The 19,613-nt window shown below is 37.9% G+C and carries 19 protein-coding genes; all 19 read right to left on the bottom strand.

Features of this window, described 5'->3' with window-relative positions; all coding sequences use genetic code 11:
• Positions 1-59 precede the first annotated feature (59 nt).
• Entirely contained in the window at positions 60-509 is a 450-nt protein-coding gene (locus GJB59_RS04025) for a PTS sugar transporter subunit IIA (RefSeq protein WP_185960094.1), read from the bottom strand.
• A gap of 345 nt (positions 510-854) precedes the next feature.
• Positions 855-1,601, bottom strand: coding sequence for an aquaporin (locus tag GJB59_RS04020; protein WP_236015410.1), 747 nt, complete (start codon positions 1,599-1,601; stop codon positions 855-857).
• A 401-nt stretch (positions 1,602-2,002) separates the two neighbouring features.
• Positions 2,003-3,004, bottom strand: coding sequence for a tRNA dihydrouridine synthase (locus GJB59_RS04015; RefSeq protein ID WP_142829086.1), 1,002 nt, complete (start codon positions 3,002-3,004; stop codon positions 2,003-2,005).
• A 325-nt stretch (positions 3,005-3,329) separates the two neighbouring features.
• Positions 3,330-4,430, bottom strand: a complete 1,101-nt coding sequence (locus GJB59_RS04010; protein WP_142829084.1) for a threonine aldolase family protein — start codon at positions 4,428-4,430, stop codon at positions 3,330-3,332.
• Positions 4,431-4,521: 91 nt separating this feature from the next.
• A complete protein-coding gene (locus GJB59_RS04005) occupies positions 4,522-5,463 on the bottom strand; it encodes a sensor domain-containing diguanylate cyclase (protein WP_142829082.1) in 942 nt (313 codons plus the stop codon).
• Between the two features lie 413 nt (positions 5,464-5,876).
• The gene (locus GJB59_RS04000; protein ID WP_142829079.1) at positions 5,877-6,821 is read right to left on the bottom strand and encodes a sensor domain-containing diguanylate cyclase; all 945 of its coding nucleotides are present in this window, start codon (positions 6,819-6,821) and stop codon (positions 5,877-5,879) included.
• A gap of 302 nt (positions 6,822-7,123) precedes the next feature.
• Positions 7,124-7,969 (bottom strand): DegV family protein, encoded by an 846-nt coding sequence (locus GJB59_RS03995; RefSeq protein WP_142829077.1) that lies wholly within the window; start codon positions 7,967-7,969, stop codon positions 7,124-7,126.
• Between the two features lie 504 nt (positions 7,970-8,473).
• The gene (locus tag GJB59_RS19340) at positions 8,474-9,079 is read right to left on the bottom strand and encodes a YesL family protein (RefSeq protein ID WP_185960093.1); all 606 of its coding nucleotides are present in this window, start codon (positions 9,077-9,079) and stop codon (positions 8,474-8,476) included.
• A 74-nt stretch (positions 9,080-9,153) separates the two neighbouring features.
• Positions 9,154-10,110, bottom strand: coding sequence for a carbohydrate kinase family protein (locus GJB59_RS03985; protein ID WP_142829074.1), 957 nt, complete (start codon positions 10,108-10,110; stop codon positions 9,154-9,156).
• 101 nt (positions 10,111-10,211) lie between these two features.
• Positions 10,212-11,675, bottom strand: a complete 1,464-nt coding sequence (locus GJB59_RS03980) for a glycoside hydrolase family 32 protein (protein ID WP_142829073.1) — start codon at positions 11,673-11,675, stop codon at positions 10,212-10,214.
• Positions 11,676-11,689: 14 nt separating this feature from the next.
• Complete coding sequence (locus tag GJB59_RS03975) at positions 11,690-13,291, bottom strand: extracellular solute-binding protein (RefSeq protein WP_142829071.1); 1,602 nt, start codon at positions 13,289-13,291, stop codon at positions 11,690-11,692.
• 18 nt (positions 13,292-13,309) lie between these two features.
• Positions 13,310-14,206 carry a carbohydrate ABC transporter permease gene (locus GJB59_RS03970; protein WP_142829069.1) on the bottom strand — a complete coding sequence of 299 codons (897 nt, stop codon included), beginning with the start codon at positions 14,204-14,206 and terminating at the stop codon, positions 13,310-13,312.
• Between the two features lie 15 nt (positions 14,207-14,221).
• Positions 14,222-15,169, bottom strand: coding sequence for an ABC transporter permease (locus GJB59_RS03965; protein WP_142829067.1), 948 nt, complete (start codon positions 15,167-15,169; stop codon positions 14,222-14,224).
• A gap of 232 nt (positions 15,170-15,401) precedes the next feature.
• Entirely contained in the window at positions 15,402-16,385 is a 984-nt protein-coding gene (locus GJB59_RS03960) for a LacI family DNA-binding transcriptional regulator (RefSeq protein WP_142829065.1), read from the bottom strand.
• A 698-nt stretch (positions 16,386-17,083) separates the two neighbouring features.
• The gene (locus tag GJB59_RS03955; protein ID WP_142829063.1) at positions 17,084-17,506 is read right to left on the bottom strand and encodes a protein-export chaperone SecB; all 423 of its coding nucleotides are present in this window, start codon (positions 17,504-17,506) and stop codon (positions 17,084-17,086) included.
• The gene (locus tag GJB59_RS03950) at positions 17,503-17,856 is read right to left on the bottom strand and encodes a hypothetical protein (protein WP_142829045.1); all 354 of its coding nucleotides are present in this window, start codon (positions 17,854-17,856) and stop codon (positions 17,503-17,505) included. The genes GJB59_RS03955 and GJB59_RS03950 overlap by 4 nt, the downstream gene beginning before the upstream one ends.
• Complete coding sequence (locus tag GJB59_RS03945) at positions 17,846-18,409, bottom strand: hypothetical protein (RefSeq protein ID WP_142829042.1); 564 nt, start codon at positions 18,407-18,409, stop codon at positions 17,846-17,848. Before GJB59_RS03945 ends, GJB59_RS03950 begins: the two co-directional genes overlap by 11 nt.
• Before the next feature lie 505 nt (positions 18,410-18,914).
• The gene (locus GJB59_RS03940) at positions 18,915-19,172 is read right to left on the bottom strand and encodes a hypothetical protein (protein WP_142829040.1); all 258 of its coding nucleotides are present in this window, start codon (positions 19,170-19,172) and stop codon (positions 18,915-18,917) included.
• A gap of 88 nt (positions 19,173-19,260) precedes the next feature.
• Entirely contained in the window at positions 19,261-19,419 is a 159-nt protein-coding gene (locus tag GJB59_RS03935; RefSeq protein WP_185960092.1) for a hypothetical protein, read from the bottom strand.
• Positions 19,420-19,613 lie beyond the last annotated feature (194 nt).

Here is a 19,613-nt window from a genome sequence, read left to right as displayed (position 1 = left end):
CTCGATTTTTGTTGTATTTATCGAAAGAAAAGGGCTATTCAAGCGGTTTTTCAGTGATTTTATACTTTGCCTGCTACTAACTCATTCAGTGCTCCAACACTTTCGATCCGGACCAGCTTCGAGACCATTTCCGGGTCCTGGATCAGTCCCATTAACTTCTGCAGCATTTCAAGTTGGTCATCCGGATTCTTTAACGCGAGCATAAAAATCAGCTGCACATCCACCAGCTTGTCGTCTGTTCCCATCATCAGAAACTGCACGGGGTTCTTCAAGCTGGCAAAAGCGACAGTTGATCGATGCACCATGTCGCCATCGGTATGCGGAATCGCCACACCATAGGGCTCAGTCGGCAACCCCGTCGGATAGGCCACTTCTCTTTTGAGTATGCTCTCGATAAAGCCTTCCTTGACATAGCCTTGGTCGATTAGTCGGCTTCCCAACAGCTGCAAAACTTGTTCTTTTGAATCTGCTTCCAGTTCTATAATCGCCAGCTCTTCTTCTATTCTCATTAGCCACTCTCCTTTCCTGGTCTCTTTTGTGCTGTTTCGACAAAAAGCGGCAGCTCGGCATATGTAGGGCAATGATGGCATTCAGTGTCTGGGAGTTGGAAAGTCTTAGCTTTTACATATGTTCTTATTCAGCACATTTGATATTAACTTCATTATAAAAGCGCTTTCAATGGAAAGCAATAGAGAATACAGAATAGTTTGTTAATTAGGGTTTTTCTATTTTTATTCTTATATTCTTTCATAAGAACAAAGTAAACAAAAATTAAAATAAGTCTTCACGGACTAATACAACCTGTGGCCAAAGAAAAAAACTGCCCCCCATTTTAATGGGAAGCAGTCTTTTAGTTATTTTCCGGCTCTGTCCATATCGGACTCTCCAGCTACTTCGATTCCTGTTTCTTCTTTTACAACAAAGAACGATTTAAAAACAAGGGCTGCCAGAGCTGCTCCGATCAAAGGAGCGACAATGAATACCCAGACTTGAGCGAGTGCATCACTGCCAGCAAAAATAGCCGGAGCCAAACTTCTCGCCGGATTTACCGAAGTGCCGGTCAGCGGGATGCCGATAATGTGAACCAATGTCAATGTTAAGCCGATGACAATTCCTCCCATGTGAGAAGTTGCCCTGCTTGAAGTCACACCAAGAATGGCCAGGACAAAGATGAATGTAAGGATTACTTCAACGACAAGCGCTCCTGTCAGATTTAATCCCACTGCACTCAACTCTCCATAACCATTTGCACCAAATCCTTCCAAGCTCGTCGAATTGGCGTTGACAAAAGCAAGAACCGAACTTCCGGCCAATGCCCCTAACACTTGCGCGGCTACATACCCACCAAACTCTTTAATAGTTAGATTGCCGGACATCAGCACAGCCAGTGAAACTGCCGGATTGACATGGCACCCTGAAATGTGGCCGATGGCATACGCACCCGCTACAATTGATAGGCCAAAAGCAAATGCAATGGCCAACACGCCGAGAAATCCTGTGTCTGTCCCTCCTGTATATCCTCCCAAAACAACTGCTGCGCCCGTACCTAAAAACACCAAAATAAAGGTGCCGATAAACTCTGCCAAATATTTCTTCATCAAAACCCACTCCTCTGACCTGAATAGATTTCCGAAAGACTTGTTTTCACCCGTTACATTAAAGCGAGAGTGCCTGGCATTCAGAAAGTGATATGATCTTTTTCATCCGGACAGCTGCGTCATTTTATCTAAGAAGTTTTCACGAAGGCGAAACTGGAAACCTGCCTGTAGACTCTTTTAAACAAGCTTTACTCCTTTCCTATTTCCTTCTATTTGTTCTTGCCCTCCTTTTATCATCAGCTCTTTTTATTTTTTCAATTCTCGTAGCAAGTTTTTTTGCTTTTATTGTAATTTTATACCCAAAAAAACGCAAGAAATTCCTTAAGCTGTAAAAAGACTTCCCATCAATTCATTGAATTGATGGGAAGTCTTTGTCAAGAACTATTTTTAGGATTATTCAAAGCTCAACTGTGTTCTGCAGCTTGCACCAAATTCTCTTCTTCCAGAGAAGCCTCGAAGTCATTAAGCAAAGCACGCACTTCATCCGTCGTTTCTGTATACATCAATTGATTTCTCAATTCCCCAACCCCGCGGACGCCGCGGACATAGATTTTAAAGAAACGGCGAAGCGGTTTGAATGAAATCGGTTCGATGTCTGTAGAATATTTGTCGTGAAGATCCAGGTGCAGCCTCAACAGATCAAACAATTCTTTGCTGCTGTGTTCTCTCGGTTCTAATTCAAAGGCAAACGGATTGTGGAAAATCCCTCTTCCGATCATGACGCCATCGATGCCGTATTTATCGGCAAGCTCTTGCCCTGCCTGGCGATCCGGGATATCCCCATTGATCGTCAAAAGTGTATCCGGCGCTATTTCGTCCCGGAGTTTTTTGATTTCCGGAATGAGTTCCCAGTGTGCAGGGACAGCACTCATTTCTTTTTTGGTGCGCAAGTGGATCGACAGATTGGCGATGTCCTGCTCCAATACATGAGTCAGCCAGCCTTTCCACTCGTCCACATCCGTGTAGCCGAGGCGCGTCTTGACACTGACAGGCAATCCACCCGCTTTTGCTGCTTGAATAATCTCAGCCGCATTGTCGGGGTAGCGGATCAATCCGCTTCCTTTTCCTTTGGCTGCGACATTCGGCACCGGACACCCCATGTTGATGTCGACTCCTTTAAAGCCCTGCTTCGCCATTCCAATACTCATTTCACGGAAATGCTCAGGCTTGTTTCCCCATATGTGAGCCACCATCGGCTGTTCGTCTTCTGTAAACGTCAAACGTCCACGTACACTGAAAACCGCTTCGGGGTGACAATAGCTTTCTGTATTCGTAAACTCGGTAAAAAATACATCCGGTCTTGCCGCTTCAGCCACTACATGGCGAAACACGACATTCGTAACATCTTCCATTGGCGCCAACACAAAAAACGGCTTCGGCAAATCACGCCAAAAATTCTCTTTCATATTCAAGTTTCAATCCTTTCATTACGGGATGAAAAGCCAGGCTTTCATCCGAAAATTCCTCTTAGTTTTATCGTGAAAATCAATAATCGTCATCTATATCTATAATGCCATCCCTTTTTTTCTTAACCTTATACAGTTTACACGAATCGTCCGTTTGTGGAAAGCGGCGGGCTTTAAACATCGGTGTATATGTATAATTGGTACTTGTTTATTTCCCGGGGACAATTTAGGAAATAAGAATACTGAACCGGCAATAAAAAACCTCTCCACAATTCGGCGAATTGCAGAGAGGTTTATACTATTGACAGCTGTTCGATACCAGCTTCTAGTCTTTGAAATGATGTTTCATGCTTTTATCAAGCTGCTCAAATACCTTTTTTACAAGTTCTTTAGGTACTTGGGAATACTGATCTCCCATGCTCACTTCAAACGAACACGACTGTCCTCCGTTCGCTTTTAAATGAGTGGTTATTCCAACTCCCATTTCTTGTTCCAACTCTAACAACATAGATTCTATTTGCTCTTTAGCTTGCTGGAAGTGGACATGGAACATATTTGAAACAGGAAAAACAGGTAGTGTGGAAGTGCCATAGCAAGAATTAAACGCTGCCGCAAGTTCCTTGGATTCTTCGAAATACTGTTCCATTTTGTGTGAACGCAGATCAAAGTAATAATTTGCTGCGATAATGTAAGGGTACAAACTAATTAAATCACCGCCATGCCTTCTTTTCCAAACTTTTGACTGCTCCGTAAAATCTCGATCCCCGGCTAATATCGCACCAGCAATTCCGCCTATCCCTTTGTACAAAGATAGGTACACACTATCAAACAGCGCACAAACTTCAGCCGCCGTCTTTTGATAATAAGGCAGAACTTCAAGCAGCCGCGCTCCATCTAGATGCAGCCTGATTTGCTTGTCACGGCAATGCTGTGAAATTTGTTCGAGTGTTTCAAAGCTCGGCAATTGCCCGCCGATTTCGCGTTGCGGCAGTTCCAGTAGCACAGCCCCTACCCCGTCTTCCATTTTCAGTACATCATCCAATTCGATTACGTGGTCACGATCAGTTAGAAAAACCGATTCAATGTTATGTAATTTTTTTAGCCCATCTTCTTCATGAATTTCTAGATGGCTAAGCGGATGGTAAGCTACTTTCTGTAGCCCTTTTTCATCACACCAGATGCGCAGAGCAATTTGTTGGGCCATGGTGCCGCTCGGAAAAAAGACAGCGCTCTCTTTTCCTAATAGGGCAGCCATTTTCTCTTGAAAATCCTCGATCACTTTGCCTTTTCCATACAAATCACTCAGCAACTCATCATCTGCACGTTGAATAGCTTCTTTCAACACTTGAACATCCCGCGCACCATGGCCCGTCAACTTGTAGGTGGATTGGTTGTATACGTTTTGCAATTGACTTAGTTCTCCCATTTTGTAAACTCCCCCTCAAGTTCTGCTGTCCTATCAAGCATAACTTATAGATTTATTTTTTTTGAATCCGTGTGCGTGTTGGAAGAACCGCTTAGAAAAAGCTATATGTGTTTTTCCCAGAATTTTTTGCACGATACAATGCCTGATCTGCATTTTTCAAAAGCGCCTGTAAATCATACCTGCCATTTACCGGATACGTGACAATTCCGATACTCACAGAAAGTTGGTAGTCGGCATCCCATGTACTTAAGCTTTCGAGCAACTTTTCTGCCTGTCGAGTCATATCTTCCTTGCTCGATACCGCAGCGAAATAAACAACAAATTCATCACCGCCAATTCTGACGACAAAGGAATCAGAATGCTGCCTGACAAATTCCTGAAGCCTTGAAGCGACTTCTTTTAATACCAGATCTCCAGCATCGTGGCCATGCACATCGTTCACTTTTTTGAATCCATCCAAATCCATGAAAAACATTGTGCCCCCGTGTTCGGCATTTTGCTCGTAAAACTCGGATAAATATCGTCTATTATAGAGATCCGTCAATGAGTCGCGGTAAGCAAACCGTTCCAGATTTAAGTAATAAGAAAACATCCGAACAATTCGCTGCAATAAGTTGATGCTTTTTTTATCAAAATGACTGGTTTTATCATTTACCGCACACAATGTCCCAAACTTTTCTCCGTTTACTAGCGAAATTGGAATACCTAAATAAGAGCGGACATTAGCTCCCTCAAGCCCTGCTCTTAAGTAATCTAATTCGTTTGCTTCTCTCGTGTCTTCAAAAATCGCCGGTTTTTTTTTCTCGAAATCGACCTGGTGGCACAAGGAGTCGCTAATATTCAACATCATGTTTTCAGCCATTGGTATACTGGTTTCATGGTCAGAAAGCTTCAAAATCAGTTGTTTACTGCCATTAATAGAACTTAAATAAAACAAATGATCCGGCAAAATTTCTTTGGCCAAGCCAAGCACATCACTCGCCAGTTCTTCAAAATTCTTGTACATCTCTAATTCCTGAAATGTGATCTCCATAAAGCACCTCGATTGTTATTATAGTTTACTTTCTTAGTAATTCAGGTAGGTGAAGTAAAAAAATAACAGAATTGAATCTGCCCTATCGACTTTTATTTCATACAATATTTAACTATATTCACTTAAGTTTAGCATAAATATTGAGAGGTGTTTAACAATGTGGCTGAGGGGTGGTGCGTCAGGACACTTTCAGAAAGTTCATTTCTGGCTCTGTTCCAAACGACAAGGTTCATGCCGGAATTTATCTCCTACTCTTCCTGAAAAATTATAGAAACTATTTAAACAATGCGATTTTACATCCTCTTAGCCGTGAGCAGACCAGGCATTTGGACTGGCAAAGAAAAAGACAGATAAAAACTCTCAACCTCATACGTATAGGTTAAGAGTTGTTCTCATGCATAAAATCGCCTGCTCTACGAAAAGAATTTATATCTGTTCTTTCCTGAAATTTTTGCATCATACAATGCTTGGTCTGCATTTTTTAAAAGTATTTTTAAATCGTCAGTGTGGTCAACCGGATATGTCACAATTCCCATACTGGCAGAGAGGTGGTATTCTTCATCCCAGTCATTTAAATTATGAAGTACATCTGCTGCTTGCTTGCTCATTTCTTCTCTGCTGGAAACATTGGAGAAATGAACGATGAATTCGTCGCCTCCCAATCTAACCACAAAGGCATCCTGATGTTCAGCTGCAAAAAGCTGAAGCCTAGAAGCGACTTCTTTCAATACTAAATCCCCTGTATCATGGCCGTATAAATCATTGACCTTTTTAAATCCATCCAAATCAAGAAAGAACAGCACCCCACCCGCTTTAGCATCATCTTCAAAAAACTTCGTAAGGTACCGTCTGTTGTATAGTTCGGTCAGCGAATCTCTATAGGCAAAGCGTTCCAAATACAAATAATAGGAGAACATCCTGACGATTCTTTGCAGCAATTCGACACTCTTTTTGTCAAACTGGCTTTCTTCATCGTGCACGGCGCACAAAGTTCCAAACCTTTCGCCATTCATCAAAGAAATCGGGATTCCCAAATATGATCTGATGTTGGCCTCTTCAAGTGCATCTCTTAAACTGTCCAAACTGCTTTCTTTTCTTGTATCCTCGTAAATCAATGGTTGTTTGTTGTCAAAATCAATTCGATTGCACACGGTTTCGTTAAGGTTTATAACCAGTCCTTCGGTAATGACAATATTTGTATCATCATTCGAGAGCTTCAGAATCATTTGCTGCGTGTCGCTGAAGGAAGTTAAATAAAGCAATTGATCTGGCAATATTTCTTTTGCCAGATCCAGTACATCACTGCTCAACTCATCAAAATTTTTGTACATCTGCAACTCTTGAAATGCCGTTGCCATAAAGCAAACACCCCCTTATTGTCATATTTTTCTTTTATCCGGCAATCAGATGTCAGGTAAACACAACAAATTCATGTCTGTTTTTCATTTTTCTAAAAGTCCTGTATCTTACAGTATTTCTTAAAGCTTAACATACAAGTGGAAGGTGCGTTCAACAACTTTTCCTCTTGTATAACGGCATCGGAAGACCAGAGTTTTCTTAGGTGCCAAAGCTCCATTCGCTGCATTTTAACCAAATAAAAAAAGAAGAGTCCATTACGGATTCTTCCTCACTTTACACACGAATCAACTTTACAAAAAATTCAATCAGCAACCCAACTCAACCCGGTTGTTCCTTCACCAGCATGTACAGCTACACACACGCTCAATGAAATAACCTGCACTTTTAAATCCGGAAACTCCTGCAGCAGCTCGTTTTTCCAGATTTCTGCATCATTGGCATTATTGCAGTGAATCACAGCCACTTCCGGCACAGCACTCCGTTCCATATCTGCACGAAGCGATAAAGTCACCTTTTCTTTTGCCCGCTTGTTCAACCGGACTTTTTCTTTCATGACCGGTTTGCCGTCCTCAAAACTGATGACCAATTTAATGTTCAGCAAATTGCTGACAAATGCCTGTGTTCCCGAAACACGCCCGCTTTTATGCAATTGCTTTAAGCTTGAAGGAATAAAAGACAACTTCGATTTAGTCGTCATTTCAGTAATAGCTTCAACTACTTCATCTACACTTTTGCCATTGGCCAACAGCTTATCACCAGTTTCAATCATTTTCACCATTGGGAAAGAACCAATCTTGGAATCGATTGGATAGACTTTGAAATCGGACATTTTTGCAGCTGCCTGCGCGCTTTCAAACGTTCCTGAAAGCCCGCTTGATAAGTGCAGCGCAATCGCAAAATCATACCCTTCTTCTTGAAGCTTTTCATATAAAGAAATCATTTCGCCAATTGCAGGCTGCGAAGTTTTCGGTGAGGCTTTCGCTAAACGTAATTTATCGTAAAACTCTTCTTGTGTAAGGTCAATCGATTCACGAAACGATCCATCAGAAAAAACCACACTAAGAGGCAGGATGTGTACATTGTGTTTTTGGATAAAAGCCTCATCCAGTTGCGCAGCAGTATCTGTAATCCAAGCGATTTTCTTCATTCAAACTTCTCCTCTAAATGCAAATTTACTATCAAAGTATGCGGTCTACAGCTAACTTACAGGACAGCCGAATAGAGCGCTAGTGACAGTCGTCACATACGGAAAAAGTTGTGAATTAGCCGACATGATTTGAACATATTTAGGTTTCCCCTTTTTATTTGTAGGAGAATCGGTAGAGAATTTCTGACAAAAAAACCTCTCGCCAATTCAATGAATTGGCGAGAGGTTTTCAGGATTTAGATTTAATATGACCAATACATGACCCCTGTTCGATGAAACATTCTTTAGTCCTTGAAAAATTGAGAACCTGAAGAATCTGTTACATCATGCCGCCCATATGTGGGAGCATATTTTGCCTTTTCATAGGATGTAAAACATAGCGCTCTTAAAAATTTTGGAACTAACTAACTTATAGAATCACAATCTAAGGAGTGATTCTATGGAAACCGGCAATTTAAAACTGATTTTTATAAAATCGAATCCTTTTCGATCAAGATTATTCAACTAAACTTCTTTCTTTAAAAAAGATAAATGGGCGATTTTCATCAATACAAAACTAATTAAGCTTATTCCAAATAGCAATATTAATACTGGTAATTGTAGATATAAAAATAAGATGGTGACTATACTGGCTGCCATTATCAAAGTATGCAAGGGTCGGGCAATGACAAGAATGAATGCGTGCTTTGGGTACTGCCAAAGCTTTAAATCATAGTGAACAAATACTGAGAAGATATACAATAAACTGAGAAGGTATATGAATATAACAAGCATCGTCACACTCATCAGCATTATATAAAGCGTCTCCTGATTTATATAGTGTAGTACTTTAAAATCTGTATATAATACTAATCCAATAAACAGCATAATATAACCAACGACGTTGGATGCTATGAACTCCGATTTAAATTTATCCCAAAACAGCTTTATAATGGAACCATTGTCTGATTCCATGATAATAAGCCTCATTACCGCAAATAACGCCGCAGTCGCAGGGAAAATTCCTAATATAAATAAACCGAAAAAGGAAAACAATAACCACAACAAGTTTAACAATACTAAATTAAATCCAAGATTTCCTATTCGTATATACCATTGTGTGCCATACATAATTTCATGGACCCCCATTTAAGCTGGCAAAATCGATTCTTCAGCTGATGGCATTAACTTCTTTATCCTATATATTATATGACTTCATCTAAAGTTGGAATAGCAGAAATTGCACCTACTCTTGTACAAACAATCGCACCCACTTTATTGCTTAGATAAGTTATTTTTTTTATCTTCTCAAAGTCCTCCAGGACTTTTTTTGCATCCTTCTCTTTGGCAAGCTGGTACAGCATTGCGCCAACAAATGCATCCCCCGCACCAGTCGAATCTACGGAATCTATTTTAATACTTGGAACTATTTCTTGCTTATGGTAATTAGAAATCAAAGTTCCCTCTTCACCTAGTGTCAGTGCAATTAAACTCGTTCCCATTTGGTGTAGAAGCTGAATTCCGCTACTAAGATCCTCTGTACCCGTAATAATCTCTAATTCTTCTTGACTGACTTTTACAAAGTCAGCTAGTGCAACTCCTTGTTTCGTTAACTCTATAAAATGAGTTTTCTTCCCTTTCCAGAGATCTGATCTGTAATTAGGATCAAAAGAAACAAATTGCCCATTTTTTTTTGCCAACTTCATTGTATTTAGGTATGTAGATTGGAACGGCCCTTCCAGTAAAGCAGTTGCAGATCCAAAATGGAGAATGGCAGCTTCTTTTAATTTCTCCATATCCAATTCTTCTTCCTTCAAAAATGCATCGGCACCTCTGTTAAAAACAAAATCCCTTTCTCCATTCTCCATCAAAGAAACAAAGGCAAGTGTAGTTGGATTAACATTATCAACTACAAGCATGGAAGTATTAACATTTATTTCTTCCAAAGTATTTTTTAGAAATTTTCCAAATGGATCGTTTCCAACTTTTCCACAGAATAAGGCAGTTCCACCCAATTTCACAATGGTGGCACATACGTTAGCGGGTGCTCCGCCAGCCTGTTTTTCAAAGATATTTCCCTCCACTAAATTATCTCCCGCATCTTTACAATAAAAATCGATTAACAACTCTCCAATACAAACTACAGACGTATGTTCACTCATACTTTTACTCCCCTCGTTAACATGTGAAATATTATAAAAAAGAGGAAACAATCAAATGCTTCCTCTTTTCTAAGTAACTTAACAATATTAAACTTCACATTTTATAATGTTGCATTTTTTGCAGGAATTGCAACATAACCATTCTTAACGGTCATATTTCCACCCTTACTATAAAGTGTTATGCTTTCACAGGTTTCGTCAGGATATACTAAACTCGTTATAGCATAAGCGCCATCATCGATAAAGATTTCTATCGAACATTTATCAATAATCACCCGTAGTTGAACATGATTTCTCTCGCTCATTTTAAGTTCTTGATCCGTCGAAAACATATCGGAAAATTCTACATTTCCAGAATTTCTTCTATTCAATAATATAACGTGATTTTGTGCATCATACTCGATAGTGGTGGTGTGGGCTGCCGTATGATTCAATGTAAAACCAAATTGATCCGCATCATTCTTTATATCCAGGAACAAGTCTACATATCTCTCATTCACTTCAATTCTCTTTGGATTGGAAGGATTTACTTCATAGTTTTGAATATCTACAGTTCTTTCAAAATAAGAAGTTAGTTCTTTCACAGGGTATTGAATGACTTTATATTTCCCTTCTATGTTACGAAGACGGAGCTCTCTTGGAATCGTCATCTGATTTCTCCATCCATCCGTAGGCACCACATTGGCATACCTCCAGTTGCTCATCCATCCCAGATAAATCCGGCGCCCATCCTCCTCCGGGATATCTGAAAAGCTTACACCAGCATAATTGTCTCTCCCATAGTCTAGCCACCTGATGTCATCATGTTCTGATGTGAAGACAGACCCATTAAAAGCACCAACAAAATACTGTGTGCGCGAGCCCATGTTTGATATTCCATTATCACCGATACTGACGATCAAAATCCACTTTTCTTCTTCTGTATCTTCTGCTTTTAATTTAAATAGATCAGGACATTCCCAAACCCCATCATGGGAACCTACATTATCACCAAACTCACTTTCAAACTCCCAATCTATTAAATTTAATGAAGAATAAAAAGAAATAGTTTGGCTAGTAGCTAATGACATAATCCATTTTTCTGTTTTCTCATGATAAAAGACCTTGGGATCTCGAAAATCACTTTTTGACGCATGAGAAAGTACAGGATTGCCCTCATATTTAACCCAAGTTCGTCCATTGTCTTTACTATACGCCAGACTTTGCGTTTGTTTTTGTACGATTTCAGCACTAGCTTCCTGGTGGTGCGTAAAAATAGCTACTAAACCTGGCTCATCCGGAAAGAATCCTGTCGTATTATTCCAATCCACCACGGTACTTCCAGAAAAAATAGTTCCGTGCTCATCCGGATATAATGCTATTTCAAGCTCTTCCCAGGCAATCAAGTCCTTGCTGACAGCATGTCCCCAGTGCATTGGGCCCCAAATATTTTCATTGGGATTGTGTTGGTAAAACAAATGATATTCACCTTTAAAATATACTAATCCATTTGGATCGTTTAACCAATTTTTTTTCGTTGTAAAGTGCAAACTAGGTCTGTATTGTAGTATTTCCTGTTTTGTCAATTAGTTCTCCTCCATTACTTAGCAGTACGGTCATAACCTTTTTGTTTAATTTCCAACCATTCCTGTAAACCAAGACGATCCAGCTCCTCCAGGTATTGGTCCCATTCTTCCTCTACAGTTCCCTTTCCAATCCATTCGGCTTTTTTCCGCTGAATATATGGCAATAAATCTGCTTCTATTGTAGAAAGACGCTCTAATTCTTCTAAACTGAAAAATACTTTCGGATATATATTTTCCGCTTTCATATGCGGAACCATGACTTCTTTCATTAAATCCAATCTCTCGGCAGCATCATCTGGCTTTGTCGTGATTTCCCCATAATAACTGTCCAGTATTGCCAATGGTCCTCCAACGGAAGTTCTCTCTCTTAATTCAACAGGTGCAGTTCCTTCTAGACCGAGATGTTTTAACATATTTTGCTCTTTATCAAGTTCAAAGATATTCTGCATATCTTCATCTCCATAAGTACCCCAGTTGTTTTGCACAGACTGATGAGGGTCATAGAATTCATCAACCCATTTTGCCGTTAATTCAAGATTTTGGTTGGCACCTGTAACAACCATTTTCGAACGATCAAAACCCATCCCATTTGTTCTGGCAACATTTTTTTGTCCATCCGGACCTTCTAAAGGCGGCATAAGCGCATAATCGTCATTCGATCCTGAAATGTTTGCTTTATCCCAGGTAAAATACATGCCGTAGCGTCCTTCTTGGCCTTTAGCTACATAAGTAGACCAGTCCTGTTCAAAGGCTTCGATATCAATTAATTCTTCCTTATGCAGTTCATTCATGAAGTTGATAGCTTCTTTGTATCCTTCATCGCTGGATGTCAATTTAACTTCTCCATCATTAGTTACAACGGTGTGATCCCAATTATCACCCAGACCAAACGAACCGAATAAGAATCCTGGGTCCTGTCCTCCGTCATTTATAATAAATGACATAGGAATTGTTTGTCCGTCACCAGCAAGATCATTCTCTTTGAAGGCGATTAGCACTTCTTTTAATTCCTGAGTTGTTTTAGGCATTTCCAGTCCCAATTCATCCAGCCATGTTACGTTTATCCATGGGAAATTATCTACTGAGTGAATACTTTCTTTTCCTTGTCCCAGTTCCTCTATCCAAGGGAATGCATAGATATTTCCGTCCGGTGCAGTCATCATCTCTTTATACTCTGGAGCTTTTTCCAGAACTGCTTGCAGATTAGGCATGTGATTTTCTATTAATTCGTTCAGTGGAATAATAGCACCATCGTCTGCCAAATTTAATAATTCATAATCACTATAACCAGCATTGCTAATTGCATCTGGCATATCCCCACTAGTCATTGCCAGATTCCTTTTCTCAGCAAATGTTTCACCTGTAAAGTTTCTCCATTCAATTTGAACATTTGTATTCTCTTCCGATCGCTGATTAATCAACTTTTCATTTGGATCTTCAGGTGCTAGAGGCGAGCTTTGTGTCATAACCTTCAGTGTCACTTTTTCTTCTAAAGGAAATGCAATGTCAGAAAGTCCATAATCCTCTGACCAAGTATTCTTATCATTGCCGCTACATCCCGAAATTACTGTTCCGATAATCAGCAGCAATGAAGCTGCTTTCAAAACCTTTTTCATAATAATTCCCCACTTTCTTTATTTTAATGAGCCTACCATTACACCTTTTTCGAAATACTTTTGGAAAAAAGGATACATAATCAATAATGGTAAACTTGAAACTACAATAGAAGAATACTTTATCATTTCTGCAATTTTTTGAATCTCAGCTCTTGCAAGCTGATCTGCAATCATGCCAGGCTGCACTTCGTTCTGGATAAGAATTTCACGCAATACCAGCTGTAATGGATAGAGTGATTGATCTTCGAGATAAATCATTGCGTTGAAATAAGAATTCCACTGGCCTATAAAAGCATATAAAGCCAGTACAAAAATAATCGGTTTGGACAGCGGCAAGATAATCTTCAAAAATATTTTGAGATCTGAAGCACCATCAATTCTTGCTGCTTCCTTCAGTTCATTTGGCAATCCTTTAAAATATGTTCTGGAAAGTATTATATTCCACACACTGACTGCCCCTGGTAGTATGATTGCCCACGGTGTATTGATCATACCCAACTCTTTAATCAGTAAATATGTAGGGATCATCCCGCCATTGAAAAACATGGTTACAATAAAGAAAAGCATAAATAACTTTTTTCCAGCTAAATTGTCAACGGATAAAGCGTACCCAGCAAGGATGGAAAACAAAACAGAGACTATAGAGAATCCTCCTGCGTACATAATAGAGTTAAGAAAGCCTCTAACGATAGAACCATCCTCGAATATTCTTATATAACCATCAAGCGTCCAGTCATCAGGATTAAGTGATATACCTTTTGTCAGCAAGACATTCGGACTCAGAAAGGAGCCAAACAAAACATACAAAAGTGGAGCAGTAATAATGAGCACAATTAAAATTAAAATGATTTTGTTAATTAAGAGGAGCATTCTATCTGTTTTCGAATTATTTACAAGGTCAATTTTAGATTTCATTGATTGTGCTCCTTTCTAGTAAAGTGTTTCACCATTTAACTTTTTGACAACAGTATTAGCAATTACCAGTAGAAGCAAACTAATAACAGAATTAAACAATCCTACAGCAGCTCCAAATGACCAATCTCCTGCCTGAAGTCCTCTTTTGTATACATAGGTATCAATAATCTCTGAAGCAGGCAAGTTCATGTCAGTTTGAAGTAAATACGCTTTTTCAAAACCAACTCCCATAATTCCTCCAATTGCCAAAATAAATAGGACGGCTATAGTCGGTTTAAGAACTTGAAGATCAATATGAATGATTCTTTGTAAAAGTGAAGCACCATCAATTGTTGCAGCATCATGAAGCTGCGGATCAACATTCGAAAGTGCAGCAACATAGATAATTGATGAAAAACCTGCAACCTGCCAGACACTGGATGCAATGAATACACTTCTGAAATAAGCCGGATCTGTCATAAAGGCAACGGGCTCATCCATAAATAAAGTCAAAAATTCATTAATCGGTCCTGCTGGTGATAAAAAGATAAAGAGCATCCCCGATATGACTACTGTTGAAAGAAAATACGGCGCATAAATAATTAATTGAACATTTTTTTTAACTTTAGCCCTTCTCAGCTGATTTAACATCAGCGCCAAAATAATAGGAATTGGAAACCCGATAAGAAGTTCGAAGGCACTTAATTTTATCGTATTCATGAATATTTGCTGAAAGTTGGGAGATTGCAAAAAATTAATGAAATGATCGAAACCAATCCATTCACTTCCCATAATCCCTTTAATAGGACTGAAATCTTTAAATGCAATTGTAACCCCATACATTGGTATGTAATTAAATATAAATACTAAGACAACAGCTGGTACTAAAAACAAATACAAGACGAAATTTTTTTTAATGTAGTTTTTACGGCTCTCTTTATTTTTTGTTGCTTGAATGGTTTTCTCTGATGCTATTCTAGCCATGATATCCTCCCCCTCCTTAGGCTCCATTAATAAAACGCATTCTATGATTCCATTAACCACTACTACGTTAACGCTTTCATAAGAGTGTAAAGATACAAAACGTCTATTTTTTTAAACATGTCAACCGGTTGACATGTTGTCTTATAAATCTGATTATAGTTAACTCCCCTTTTCATGTCAACCGGTTGACATGAAAAAACAAAAAATTTAAAATATTGACTAATCATGCTTTTTATGTTGTTTCACTTTCGATTAACTTTACTGGTAGCTTCCATTCAATTTTCGATTCCGTCTCACCATTAATTTGTTTCAGTAATAGTTGAACTGCTAAATCTGCAATTTCCTTTACTGGCTGCTGAATCGTACTTAGTTCCGGCAACAGCATTCTGGTTATTTCTGAGCCATCATAGCCGATCACTTTCAAATCAGCAGGTATATTTATGTTCCTTCTTTTTGCTTCTTTCATCACACTTGACGCTATAAGGTCATCACTTGCAAAAATACCATCAATATTTGGGTTCTCATTAAAAATAGTTTCTATAACATTTTCACCTATTACATAACTCTGGGGATAACATTGATTTTCTTTCATTACGTCTTCGTAAGCTTCTCTTCTTAAATTTGCAGGGGTTTCCAAAGAAGGAGAACCGTTAATATGAATAATCTTTTTACAACCTTTATCAATTAATAATTGAGTAGCCTTTTTCCCGCCATCATAATTATCACTGGAGACAACCGGAGTATTTTCAGATAAATATCGATCAATACCAACCAATGGGAGTTGCGGGTTGTCATATTCTAGAATCCCTCTGTTGTGAGATCCTGCTATAATTCCATCCACTTGGTGTCTTTGCAGCATTTCCAGGTAACTCTTCTCTTTATCTTCACGACCTTCACTGTTGCATAATAATACTTTGTAGCCTAAGGCTTCACTGATATTCTCTAAATGGAAAATCAGTTGTCCATAAAAGGGATTATTTGTAGTTGGAAAAATAAGGCCAATGATAAAGGTCTTATTAATAAAGAGTGACCTAGCTATTTCATTTGGATGATAATTTAACAATTCCATGGCTTCATGTACTTTCTTTCTTGTCTTTTCGCTTATGTACCCCCGATTATTCAGCACTCTTGAGACAGTTGTCTTCGAAACACCAGCTTCGTTAGCAACATCATCTAATTTTACTTTTTGATTTACATTTTCGTTTGTATTTTTCACTATTCATCACCTTTACTATCTCTTTGCTAATTCAGCTTTTATTAACCTATTTGAAATAAATTAGATAAGCCCATCCCGGTGCTATAATACTTGGAAAAAATATTTTGCGATTCAAGTGGTATTGCAAGAATAAGTTTTGCTCACTATTCATGTGAACGCATTCATTTCATCATTTTTATATCTTTTGATAAGCACTCCTTAAATAGACCTTACCTTCTTATTCAAATCTCACAAAACAATGATAGGTTGAAATACTTACACGATAACATGTAATAATAGCCATAAAAATATTTCTTTAAACATAATATCTAAAGAAATGTAACGATGCAACTTTTTATAATTAGAATTATTCCTTAAATACAACTAACTTTCGGCTTACACTTAAATCGAAGGATAATTTCATTTAAATAAATGAAGATATATTTACAAAACTATCTTCTTATATATAAATGTTGCCTTTCTGTTACTTTTTCATTTAAAAAACGAGGTCTGCCATTAGGCAAACCCCATATTATTAATATTATTTAATTGAGCTTACATCATGCCGCCCATTGAAGAGTGGTAGATATAGCTTTCTATAGGGTAGTGAAAACCCTATTATATAGAAGGTTTTCATTTTCACGTTGTATAGAAAACTATAGGAAATCATTTCATTGTTGCCGGATTGTTGCCCAGCCATACATAAAAGACAATGATATTTATTCCTCATCTTCCTCAGAACTTATTTTTTCAATAAGATCATAAATATTAATTGGCGGAAAAGTCACTGGATTTATTCCTGCTAAGGAAGTGAACGTCGTTACATAACTTCTGATATAAGGGATGGTGATATTCAGACAATTCATATAGAATTCAGACAATTCTTTCCCTGTTTTCTCTGAATTGAAGTGTCCTTGAACAGTCATCTCTAAATAAAATGGCTGATTTTTCTCTTTAAAATCTTCATCAAATACAGTAGTTACAACTCTAACTATTCCATCTGTTTTATTTTCTTTGTTTATATAGAAAGCAGGTTGGAAGTTCACTTGGTAATGAATATCTTCCCCCTCAAAGTCTGTATTCACTTCGAAATCTGTATCGACTATTTTTATATCAATAAAATCGATCAACTCTTCTATCATATACCTACACCAAGTTCCTTTTCTTCTTCAATTTTTAGTTCTTCAAAAAGATTCAAATGTATTGCGTACTCTTCATGATAGTTATATTGTATGAAATTAACTTCTTTAGTATGGGTTTTTTCTTTTATTTGTCTATAGGCAGAGAGACTTTGAACTTTAGAAGTCTTTTGAAACTCAAAATCTGTTGATTTAGAACTTTTTACTTCCACTAATACAGCCTCATTCTTTTTAATTGATGGAAGTTCATTTACTCCTGTATCAAAACCATGATTTTCGAAAACCTCTTTGATCATATCGTCCGTTAAAGTACTGAAATAATCAACAGCAGTACCTTTAAATTTATATCCCATTAAAATGCACTCCCTTCTTCACTAAATTTACATCGCGAAGACATAATTCAGTTCCATTAGCAAAATTAGAACCAAAGAAGTGTCTCTTCCCTTTCATATATGAGTAATTCAGTGTTGGCGTATATGTGTCTTTTACAACCATTTTTATAACTTTTTTATCCATTTCCAAAATTGATTTAACAAGTAGGTCGATTATGATTCCATCGATAGAATCTCTATTACCTTTTAAATTGGGAAACTTCTTTTTGGCATGCTCTATAGCTTGCTCTCGTAATTGGAAAAACATATCAGATGCTTCATCTTGATTAAAGTCTAATATTTCATCTTCCTCAACCTCAATTACACATTCAATTACATTTATTCGACGCCCTCTCTCGAACTTATCAACGAAATCATAAGCCAGCATTGGGTTATCTATAAAGAAATATGTTCCTGTACCGAGATCACCAGGTAGAGCTAAAGGATCAAAACTTTTCCTTTTTAACTTCTCTCCACTTAATAAATTCCGAATAAATTCTTCGCTACCGTGATACGCAGTGATTACTTTTTTCATTTTCTATATCGCATCCCATTGCCTGATTTCTAACAAGCAAAAACTTGATTTACGGGATAAAGCACTCCTGTGAAAATCAAGATCATATAATAGCATATTCCCTTTTTCCTTCATAGTAAGCCTCTCTCCCCCTTCTCAGTAGCGTTATTTGTAATTTTAAATAACACTAGTGTTATATATATTATCATTCTATCTTAAACTATGCACATTTGAATACCCCCGACTAGATTGGGATATAGGTCTATGTATTCTGTTAAAGAAACCTTCTTTAGGGCTATAAAAATAGCCCATATAGTCATTCTTTGTCATTTCTACGACCTTTTGAACTCTAAAACACCTAATTACCCCTCTAAAAAAATGTACTGTTAGAGGCCCTCCTGAGTGCTTTAAAAATGATGAAATTTATTTTTCCGAAACAGATGAAATAAGTGTTTCAAAAAAATTATACTTATTCAGCTTTTAACCACAAAAAAGAGCATCCTTTTGGATACTCTCTCATAAAATTTTATTCTTTAGATAGATTTTGAATTTGGAAAAATAAATCCGTTGCTTTTTCTTCACCATCAAACCACTTTTTAATTAGTTCATCAGTAGTCATTTTGAAGAGATCCACAACATATTCCATCTCCACACTGTTATTACTTACATCCAAATAGTCTACCACAGTGCCTTTAACTTGTTTATGCCCCATTTGAAGGCTTGCGAGAGGAAGTTGTTTTAACAACACTGCAAGTTTGTCATCTTGAACATCTTTTATCTTCATTTTACATCCCCCCTTCCTTCTCCTTAATATTCAACAAAATAGTAGAGTTTCCCTTTATTTTTTAGCGTCTGTCCACGCGTTCTTTTATTTACCACTCATCCATTAATTCTTTCATCACTATCAGGCTTTCCTCATAAAACCAAAACCGCTTACCTTTTTCTTTACGTCGCTCCAGTAACTTCATTCGTGGATCATCAAGAAATTCGTTCTCCAAGAAGGACTTACTCATACAGGTTCGTTTCGCCATTTCGTTTATATCCCAAGTAAAGAGAACTTGCTGAATAGCTTTGTCTAATTTTTCATTAACCTTTCGGCGAATCTCTTCTTGATTTACGTTTATTCCTACTTCAATAATCGGCAGGTTTTTCCCCTCCTCATTCCTTTAATATATTTGAAGATTCTATTTCACTACCTTTAATCCCTTTAATATGTAAAAAAACA

Origin of the sequence: Planococcus soli, assembly GCF_016881065.1 — a bacterium.
Classification (GTDB): Bacteria; Bacillota; Bacilli; order Bacillales_A; family Planococcaceae; genus Planococcus; species Planococcus soli.
Note: the sequence above shows the minus strand (reverse complement) of the source record. Positions and strands in the feature narration are given on the sequence as shown.